The 5,790-nt window shown below is 51.7% G+C and carries 5 protein-coding genes and 1 pseudogene; all 6 read right to left on the bottom strand.

Annotated elements, in window-relative coordinates; genetic code table 11:
- Window positions 1-323 precede the first annotated feature (323 nt).
- A complete protein-coding gene (locus C7H09_RS12435) occupies window positions 324-767 on the bottom strand; it encodes a ClpXP protease specificity-enhancing factor SspB (RefSeq protein ID WP_106763159.1) in 444 nt (147 codons plus the stop codon).
- A gap of 4 nt (window positions 768-771) precedes the next feature.
- Window positions 772-1,908: a hypothetical protein gene (locus C7H09_RS12430; protein WP_106763157.1), complete on the bottom strand. Its 1,137-nt coding sequence runs from the start codon at window positions 1,906-1,908 to the stop codon at window positions 772-774.
- A 277-nt stretch (window positions 1,909-2,185) separates the two neighbouring features.
- Entirely contained in the window at window positions 2,186-2,578 is a 393-nt protein-coding gene (locus C7H09_RS12425; protein ID WP_106763155.1) for a DUF6911 family protein, read from the bottom strand.
- Window positions 2,578-2,964 (bottom strand): annotated as a pseudogene (locus C7H09_RS20550) (cytidine deaminase-like fold-containing protein); the annotation flags it as partial. The gene C7H09_RS12425 and the pseudogene C7H09_RS20550, both read right to left, overlap by 1 nt.
- Window positions 2,965-2,990: 26 nt before the next feature.
- Window positions 2,991-3,353: a hypothetical protein gene (locus C7H09_RS12415; protein ID WP_133166234.1), complete on the bottom strand. Its 363-nt coding sequence runs from the start codon at window positions 3,351-3,353 to the stop codon at window positions 2,991-2,993.
- 49 nt (window positions 3,354-3,402) lie between these two features.
- A partial coding sequence (locus C7H09_RS12410; protein ID WP_133166233.1) for an RHS repeat-associated core domain-containing protein occupies window positions 3,403-5,790 on the bottom strand: 2,388 nt, incomplete at its 5' end.

The following is a 5,790-nucleotide window of genomic DNA, read 5'->3' as shown; positions in this document are numbered from 1 at the left end:
ACTTTTTAAAGAGCGTTTGAGCTGCTGCTCAATCAAGGCCGCGTATTCTACATCGATCCGCTACCTTGTCAACCACTTTATTTCGAAACACTTACAAACCAAATTTTCGAAACTTATCAAGCGGTTAAAACCTTCAGAACCCGGCGTTGTCTGCCTTGTCCCTCAGAAGTGGTGCGCATTCTACAGCCCCCAGGAAAACTGTCAACGACATTCTCGACTTATTTTCCGGAACTTCGGTTTCCACCTACGCGGCCGATCAGAATGCATCCACTTTGAGCAAAATGCAACCGTCTTTCACCACATCCAGCCCCGCAAACCCTCTTTTAATGCGCTTGCCCGGCCCTATCGAACAACAGCCCCTGCCCCGTTTTCCCGGAATAGAGGGAAACCAACGACGACAAAGGAAGACTTACACTTTCGGATTTGCCTGCAAACATTGCCCGAAACATCAGATTTCCCGCCTCCCAACGAAGGTCGTCGACCGCCTCGAACGAAATATTAAAGGTTATTGTGGGCCCGGCTATTGCGCTGTCCGGAACCCTGACTCCCGGAACACCCACAGCCACCTCTATATAAGGCAATTCACGTTGCCGAGTGAGAACTTTGAAGTATTCCTGAAACTGATCACCAAGCTCAGACTCGAGGGCTGGCTCTATAACAGCAGCCAGGTACCGGCGCCGAGCCAAAAGCAGGCGAACACTATCGACCATCCAGAGGGCAACCACCAACAGCAAGATGATTGGCAAGACCAGCATCAGCGCAAGCATTAGCCTACTCCAGTTCCATCATCGTACTCGCCCATACCGAAACAAACGACACGATCAAGGCAACTTTCGCAAGATAGACAGCAAAGGCTGCAGACAACGGCCAGGCCAGCCAGCATAGTAGCGGAAGGTAGACACCGAAATAGCCGATCAGGGAATATTTGGCCTGCCGGGTAGCCTGGTGGTGCAACCGATTGAAGGAGACAACTCCTAGAATGACGATCAACGGAATCAAAACGTCGCTTGCCAGCATAATGAGAGGATGCAAACTGGTCTTTAACTGAAGGTAGTAGCTGAGCCCCGTCAGCGACAATGCGGTGATCACGGCGAAAAGTACCGCCTTCCAATTGAACCGCCTGCTTTCCAGCTCTGCTCTGATGTCTGCAGGCCCCTGATGGCTATGGGCCAACGCGTACCGAAACTGGCGCCGACGGCCCAATCCTCCCAGCCTCCACGTCGTCCAGACTTCATCGGTAGCACTATCAATCAGGGTGGTGCTGATAAAGACGCGATCTTTGCGGTTAATGAAGCATTCAAGCTTACGGAGCCGCGCCTGGGCAGAGGGCGTGTTGATATGACTCCCAAGCAGCACCAATTCAAAAATGATCGGCACGGGAAGTGGCTTCTTCTTACGCCCGGCTTTGCGTTTGTCGCTGGAGGGTGGATCAGCGGGAATGTCAGCGTCCTCTTCGACAGCAGCTTCTTCCAACTCCTGCCTGAATGAGTTTCCGGCCTGAATCAGTTGTTCACGGGTGAGCGCCTGCCCAGCACTGCTATCCATAAACACGCCAACCTTAATCCCCATGCCAGTGAACTTGGTGACAATACGGCGGCAGAATGGCTTTAGTGTTCGAAGGGCCGGTGACACCTGTCCGATGTTAACAGGCTCCCCATCCCACTCAGCGATGTCAGCAAAATCCGGTAGAGGCCCACCAACCAAAGGCGCGGAGTTGAGGTGGCGCGTCAGGGTTTCGAAATACTGCACCAACAGTTCGTCGCTCGCCAAATCATCGGTTTCGGCTTCCATCTTCGCCAACAATTCCTCTTCTTCCGGGAATGGTGGCACCTCATCGATATCGAGGAGGATATTCCACGACTGCTCAACAATTTGTCGCTGAACCAACCGGTCAATCAGATAAGACATGGTGACACTCCTTTGTCTGACCCCTTCTCTGGCGCATGGAACTCTACATGCAGGTCATGGGCGATTTAGCTGAAAAACTGCACTGGTATCGCCGAGCTATCAGCCCCCTTTACTTGTCTCGAAAGCCCTGCCGTTGTTCAAGCTCAACCCAGTTAAATAGATTGTCGCACCTGCCCTGAGGCTAGTTGCTTCTTGACACAGAATTATGAACACCCTCTCAAAGTGAATTACATCTTCACTTGACTTAAATGCATAAGCTTTGTCTGGAACAACTCACTCAACTCAGCACATCCCTTGATACATTACCAGTTGAAAGAAATTCCTTGACTATGGCTTTCACTAAGGCTGAATCTTCACAAACCAGCTTTGAGTCCCATTCATTCCCAAGAATTAAAACCTTTTCATCATGAACTGATCTACTGGTAAATGTACGAACCACATAATCATCATTAGTATTTTCTCCCAACGATATAACTGACTTACCGCTCTCAGTTTCAACCTGTAAACTTTCAGGGCCTAATTCGCCACCATCAATCACATCCAAAGTCACCGAACCTGATCTATCTAAAATCAACTCAACTTTATCTAAAACCTTTTCGATCTGCACATCATCAGTGCTACCACCTTGTGCGCCATCACCACTTCCGATTACCCAAGAAAATGAAAACATTATTTCGCCTTTTTCAAAGATTTCATGCCCTGTCGCCAATATAGGGTGTTTCCAGTTGCTTCTTCGTACACTGTCAATGATTTCAACTCAGCTTGTTTAGCCATCGCGGCTACATCACCTCGGCAAAATCCACAAACCGCCTTCCCTGTAACAGTTAGCGTCATATCTGTACCGGCAGTTACACCAGCATCAAATGCTTGTTGAATTGCCCCAACTTCAGCATGCGCCGTACCCATATTTCCATTGGGAAGCGCCTTTCCTGACTGGGCACTCTTCTCAGCAATTCGTTCGGCAATTAAGGTTGGTTGGTCAACCTTTGCGCCTACACGAGCAGTCTGGTTAACATCGCTGAAAACCGATCCATTTACGCGGACTTCGGCGGTAACTACTGGTTTAACACTGTTTAGAACAACTAATCTTCAAAATCGAAATGATTCCTCATCATCTCCAGCGGGGCATCAATATTAACTTTCAAAAAGTCCAACACTTCAAAGAACCAAGCCAGCTTTTTTCCAGCTTGATCAAGATCCTTGTTCGCAGAAAGGACGGATGTTCCAATTCTTGCGAGCAAAATATCCCTATCGCTAAAATTACGTATAGCATCACGATCATCTATATATGCCCAACATAACTCGGCTCCCTTTTCATAGTCAGATTCCGAAGCCTCATCGTTTAGAAACTTTCTGGCAAGTAATACGGGGTTATTGAGCTCTTCCGGAAAATCAAGCTCCAAAGTATCTAAAACTTTAATCAAAAAACTAAGATACAGCTTCATGATTTCTCTATCACTTTCTGGCCATTTTATTTTGCTTATATACATAGCACTAATAATCTATATTTAAGTGGTCGAGAGTATCCGCACAAGACGAACACACCTTTTTGGGTGATTTATGCGGAGCGTAAACATCTCCGATATTTACAGCTCGCATCGTACCACCATTTGGATTCACACCATCATTTAAAGCCTTATCCAAACACACGATTTCAGCACATCCACCGTGCCAATCTGCCCGCTTAGCTTTGGGTGTTCCCATAAGAACTCCCGTAACCTGAGAGTTAGGAGGAACGACTTCACCACTGACACCTGTGTATACTTTGTCTCCTACACGAAGCTCCGCCGCCGCACCTGTTTTTTTGCCCGCAGCTAACGCTGCATCAGCTGCTGATTCTGCTGTGTTTGGAACATCAGCTTTACGAAGAGCCCCAAAAGCACCCTTAGCTTTTCCAACCCATGAGCCCGCAGCTTTCGTCGCTCCGCCAGCCACTATACCAGCAGCAGGCCCTGCCGCCATTCCCAAAGCCGCATCCTGAGCGACCATTTTATATCCTTCAGCCCGGTATTCACGCGTTTTCTCAGCTTGCCGAAGCGCGTCATTGAATGCCTCAACTGCTTGATTATCAACTCCGGGTAATTGGTTGCCTTCAGGATCATAGACTTTGCCATACATGGCGCCAATGGTTTCGCCATGGCCGTTAGGCCCAACAACAACCGTATCCAGCCCCACCGTCTCGCGAAGGTGCCTTTGTGATAACTGACTTTCTGGAACTGGAATTTCTTGCACAGGTTCCAGATTATCCAGAATCGGTGCATCCTCCCCCGTTTCAGCATTCTCTGGGGTAATAACCGCTTTAAACTCTAGCCCCAACGGATCCACAAAATCTAACGGGTTTTTGGTATAGCGGTAAGCATTTAGTCCGCCTTTTAAACCCAAAGGATCTGGCGTCAGATACCGGCCTGTCGCGGGATCATAATCCCGGAACCGGTTCTGAACAATTCCCGTCAGCTCATCCTCAAACTGCCCCGGCAATCTGAGTGACTGATGAATCCCGTGATTAAGTGTGTCGGGCTGGCACTTGCCCCACGCATCCGCATTACCCTCCCAGACCTTTTGCCCCTCCTGATCCCACAACCGAACAGGCATCATCCGATGATCCAGTTCGTAGTAGTAGGGTTGGTTGTCGATCAGCGTGATTAAGGGCTCATCGGTTTGTGGGTCACGGAGGTACCACTGCCATTGGCCGGAAGGACTTTGCTCTCCCAGCAAGACATCGTTGTGCCACAGGTAGGTGGTGGTGCCTGCGTCGGTTTTGCGCCAGGCCCGTCTGCCCAGGGCGTCGTAGCCGTAGGTGATGTGCTGCTCTGGCCGTTTGAATTCGATGAGCTGGCCTTCGGCGTCGAAGGTGCGGTGTTCGGTGGTTTGGCCGGTAATGCGGACTTCTGCGCCCAGGGCATCATAGGTTCGTTTATCGTCGCCGCTTCTGATCAGGCGATCCTGTTCAATCTGGCCGCCTTCCGGGAGTCGGTTGCCGCCCAGGTCGTAGTGGTAGGTTGTGTCGTTTTCATGGATCAGCTGACCCTGGCTGTCCCGCTGATAGTGGGTGTCGCCGGTCAGGTTGTCCTGGGTGGCTTCCAGGCGGTTTTCGGCATCCCAGCGGTAGCGTCTTGTGGCACTTTGTTGGCCCTGCCATTTGCGTTTGATCAGGCAGCCGTAGCGGTCGTGCAGCTGGCTTTGAGTGTTAGAGCCGGCGGTACGGGTGGCTTCGCGGTTCTGGTTGTCGAAGGTGCGTTCAATCAGGGGGTTGCCGTTCACCGCCAGGGTCTGCCAACGGCCTTGTGAGTCGTAGTGGTAGTGGACGGTGGTGCCGTCGGGCAGTTCGATCTTTTCTATCCGGCCACCGGGGCCGTAGCCGTAGGCGGTTTTATATTGGTCCTGATGGTGTTCGGTGATCTGGCCGAGGGTGTTCCACGTCCAGTGCAGCTTGCGGTCGGCGCAGCTGGCATGGGTGCGGCGGCCAGCGGTGTCGTAGCGATAATGGCGGGTGACCGCTTTGCGGTCTTTGCCCTGACTGGTCTGGGTCAGTACCCGGCCAGCGGGGTCTCGCTCTGTGCGCTGCGCCCAGAAACCTGGGTATTCCCGGTGGGTGATGTGCCCGGCGGCGTTGTATTGGAAACGGATGTCCCGGCCATCGGGGGCCGCGCAGCGGTCAATATGGCCTGCGGCATTCCAGCCCAGTTGCCATTGCTGGCCATCGGTGCGGGTGATGGCGGTCAGGCGTTCGCTGAGGTCGTACTGGTACTGAACCTTATGGCCATCGGGTCGGCGATACGCCAACGGGCGCATCAGCGGGCCGTATTCGTAGCCGTGATGGTCGCCCTGGGCGTTGGTGTAGTCGGTCAGGCGGCCAGCCTTGTCGTACTGGTACTGGCGGCT

The sequence above is a fragment of the Marinobacter fuscus genome, from assembly GCF_003007675.1.
GTDB lineage: Bacteria > Pseudomonadota > Gammaproteobacteria > Pseudomonadales > Oleiphilaceae > Marinobacter > Marinobacter fuscus.
This window is presented reverse-complemented; position numbering and strand designations above follow the sequence as displayed.

Excerpts from the sequence above, each read along its gene's own strand:
- C7H09_RS12435 (WP_106763159.1), bottom strand. The coding sequence starts at position 767 with ATGCTTGCGCTGATGCTGGTCTTGCCAATCATCTTGCTGTTGGTGGTT.
- C7H09_RS12430 (WP_106763157.1), bottom strand. The coding sequence starts at position 1,908 with ATGTCTTATCTGATTGACCGGTTGGTTCAGCGACAAATTGTTGAGCAG.
- C7H09_RS12415 (WP_133166234.1), bottom strand. The coding sequence starts at position 3,353 with ATGAAGCTGTATCTTAGTTTTTTGATTAAAGTTTTAGATACTTTGGAG.
- C7H09_RS12425 (WP_106763155.1), bottom strand. The coding sequence starts at position 2,578 with ATGTTTTCATTTTCTTGGGTAATCGGAAGTGGTGATGGCGCACAAGGT.